Origin of the sequence: Streptomyces sp. W16 (assembly GCF_033194735.1) — a bacterium.
Classification (GTDB): Bacteria; Actinomycetota; Actinomycetes; order Streptomycetales; family Streptomycetaceae; genus Streptomyces.
The window spans coordinates 1-3,002 of record NZ_JAWOAI010000822.1; the positions used below are offsets into that span (position 1 = coordinate 1).

A 3,002-nucleotide genomic window follows, 5' to 3' on the forward strand; every position below is an offset into this window, starting at 1 on the left:
CAGCGCGAGCAGGGCACCGCCGCCCGCCTCCGAGAGGCCCGCCAGCACGGCGCTCTGCCTGCCGGGGGAGTAGCCCATCGCCTCCATGGCCGCGCCGGTGCCCTCGATCCCGCCCCCGCCGAACCAGCCGAACAGCTTCTGCGAACCGTGCGCGGCCAGCACACCGCCGGTACCCAGCCGGAGCAGCAGCAGGCCCAGATCGCTTCGGTCGAAACAGGTCACGGTGACTCCCTGGACAGGCGGCGCGGACGGTCTCCCCACGGTCGCACCTCGGGCCCGCGGCGGGCCTGCGCAGACCGCCGTTCGGGTGGCGGGCCCCCGGGAACGGTGTGAGTCTGACCGGCATGACGATTCAGCCAGCCAAACTCAGCGATCCGGCCGTCCGGGCCTTCGTCAGCGCCGTCAACGCCCATGACCGCGACGCCTTCGTGGCGCTTCTCGCGCCCGGCGCGACGATGGCCGACGACGGTTCGGACCGTGACCTCGCCGAATGGATCGACCGGGAGATCTTCTCCTCCCACGGCCACATGGAGGTCGACCGGGAGTCGAACGGCGGCCGGGCCCTTGTCGCCCGCTACTCCAACGACGCGTGGGGCGAGATGCGCACCCGGTGGAGTTTCACGGTCGGCGAGGACGGCAGGATCGCCCGCTTCGAGACCGGACAGGCGTAGAAGTACCGGGCAGGCCCGACCGGCGTAAAAACCCTTGCCTTGGTGTGCACTCCAACTCCTAGTGTCCGCAGGCATGGAGACGAAGTCGAACATCAGGACCCTCGGACGCAGTGGTATCGACGTGAGCGCTCTCGGCTTCGGCTGCTGGGCCATCGGCGGGGAGTGGCAGGACGCGAGCGGGCAGCCGCTGGGCTGGGGCAAGGTCGACGACGAGGAGTCCGTACGGGCGATCCGGCGCGCCCTCGACCTGGGTGTCACGTTCTTCGACACCGCCGACACCTACGGCGCCGGGCACAGCGAGCGCGTCGTCGGCCGCGCGCTCGGCAAGCGCCGCGACGACGTGGTCCTCGCCACCAAGTGGGGCAACGTCTTCGACGAGGACACCCGCACCCTCACCGGCTCCGACGACTCCCCGGAGTACGCCCGCCGTGCCCTCACCGCGTCGCTGGAGCGGCTGGACACCGACCACATCGACCTCTACCAACTGCACCTGTCCGACGCCGACTTGGAGCGTGCCGCCGAACTTCGCGACCAGTGCGAGGAGTTCGTGCGGGAAGGGTTGATCCGGGCCTACGCCTGGAGCACCGACGACCCCGCACGCGCCGCCGTGTTCGCCGAGGGGGAGCACTGCGCGGCCGTACAGCACGCGGCGAACGTGTTCCAGGACGCGCCCGAAATGTTCGCGCTGTGCGAGGAGTTGGGGCTCGCCAGCATCAACCGCAGCCCGCTGGCCATGGGGTTGCTCACCGGCAAGCAGGCCGTCGGGCGGACCCTGGAGGCCGGGGACATCCGCAACACGCCTCCCGCCTGGATGCAGGGCTTCAAGCAGGGCGCCGGCGCCGACGAGGACTGGGTCGCCCGGGTGGACGCCCTCCGCGAGATCCTCACCGCCGACAACCGCACCCCCGCCCAGGGCGCCCTCGCCTGGCTGTGGGCGCGCAGCCCGCGCACCATTCCGATCCCGGGCTTCCGCTCGGTCGCCCAGGCCGAGCAGAACGCGGGCGCGATCGCGAAGGGGCCGCTCACCGCGGGGCAGTTGGCGGAGGTGGACCGGGTGCTCGGTAGGTGAACGGCTTCACGGGACCGGGGGCGGGGCAGTGGCCCTCGGCCGTATGCCTGCGCATTCCCTGGGGATCTCCGGTCCCGGGGCTTCCGTTCGGTCGTGCGGGCGCTAGGGGCCGCGGTAGGGATCGCCGGCCCTCGGCCGTATGGCCGCGCATGGCACCTTCGCCTGACCGCGGGCGCGATCGCGAAGGGGCCGCTCACCGCCGGGCAGTTGGCCGAGGTGGACCAAGTGCTCGGTAGGTGAACGGCCCCGGCAGAAGCGGACCGGCGGGCTCAGTAACCCTGGTTGCCGTACTGCGCGTACTGCTGACCGGTGTTGCTCTGCTGGGGTGCGAACTGGCCGCTGCCCCTGCCCTGTTCGGTCAGGGTGATCTGGCCGGCCTTGATGGTGGCCAGGCGCGGGGCGCGGCGGGCGATCGACGAGTCGTGGGTGACCATGATGAAGGTCAGCCCGTACTCGTGCCAGAGGCCTTCGAGCAGGCCCATGATGTCGTCGCGGGTGCCCTCGTCGAGGTTGCCGGTGGGCTCGTCGGCGAGCAGCACCTTCGGCTTCTTGACCAGCGCGCGGGCGATCGCCACGCGCTGCTGCTGGCCGCCGGACAGCTCGGAGGGGGCGTGCTTGAGGCGGTCGCCGAGGCCGACCGAGCTCAGCGCCTCGGCGGCCCGCTCGCGGCGCTCGGCCGGCTTGACGCCGAGAGGGACCAGGGCCGTCTCGACGTTCTCCTGCGCGGTGAGCGTCGGGATGAGGTTGAAGGACTGGAAGATGATGCCGATCTTCTCGGCCCGCAGCCGGGTCAGCTTGGCCTCGCTGATGGTGGCGAGGTTGACGTCGTCCAGCTCGACACTGCCCTCGGTGGGGCGGTCCAGGCCGCCGATCATCTGCAGCAGCGTCGACTTGCCGCCGCCGGTGGGGCCCTGGATGACGAGCTGGTCGCCGTCCTCGATCGTCAGGTCGACGCCGCGCAGCGCCTCGACCGTCTCCTTGCCCCGCGTGTAGCGCTTGGTGACGCCGGTGAGCTTGTACATGAGATCTCCGTCGGATACGTCTGTGAAGAAGAAGAGGGGCGGGGCGGCGCCTCCCGGGGGGAGTGGAGGCGGCGCCCCGGATCAGGGGGGGGGGCAGCGACTAGGAGACGCTGCGCAGGGCGTCCGCCGGGCGCATCCGGGAGGCGCGCCAGCCGCCCATCGCGCCGGCGATCAGACCGCCGGTGACGGCCAGGCCCACCGCAAGGGCGATGGTGGTCAGCGAGACCGGCGCGTTCAGGG

4 protein-coding genes are annotated in these 3,002 nt (G+C 71.6%); 2 read left to right on the forward strand and 2 right to left on the reverse strand.

Going from position 1 to position 3,002, the window contains the following annotated elements; genetic code table 11:
- On the reverse strand, positions 1 to 222 hold a 222-nt coding region (locus R6V09_RS49900; RefSeq protein WP_317888051.1), incomplete at its 3' end, for a DoxX family membrane protein.
- Between the two features lie 122 nt (positions 223 to 344).
- Here R6V09_RS49900 and R6V09_RS49905 point away from each other — a divergent pair.
- Positions 345 to 671 (forward strand): nuclear transport factor 2 family protein, encoded by a 327-nt coding sequence (locus R6V09_RS49905; protein WP_317888052.1) that lies wholly within the window; start codon positions 345 to 347, stop codon positions 669 to 671.
- A gap of 73 nt (positions 672 to 744) precedes the next feature.
- Positions 745 to 1,740 (forward strand): aldo/keto reductase, encoded by a 996-nt coding sequence (locus R6V09_RS49910; RefSeq protein ID WP_317888053.1) that lies wholly within the window; start codon positions 745 to 747, stop codon positions 1,738 to 1,740.
- Between the two features lie 269 nt (positions 1,741 to 2,009).
- On the opposite strand, the gene R6V09_RS49915 is transcribed toward R6V09_RS49910, so the two are convergent.
- Positions 2,010 to 2,762 carry an ABC transporter ATP-binding protein gene (locus tag R6V09_RS49915; protein WP_317888054.1) on the reverse strand — a complete coding sequence of 251 codons (753 nt, stop codon included), beginning with the start codon at positions 2,760 to 2,762 and terminating at the stop codon, positions 2,010 to 2,012.
- Positions 2,763 to 3,002: the final 240 nt, after the last annotated feature.

Excerpts from the sequence above, each read along its gene's own strand:
- R6V09_RS49905 (WP_317888052.1), top strand. The coding sequence starts at position 345 with ATGACGATTCAGCCAGCCAAACTCAGCGATCCGGCCGTCCGGGCCTTC.
- R6V09_RS49915 (WP_317888054.1), bottom strand. The coding sequence starts at position 2,762 with ATGTACAAGCTCACCGGCGTCACCAAGCGCTACACGCGGGGCAAGGAG.
- R6V09_RS49910 (WP_317888053.1), top strand. The coding sequence starts at position 745 with ATGGAGACGAAGTCGAACATCAGGACCCTCGGACGCAGTGGTATCGAC.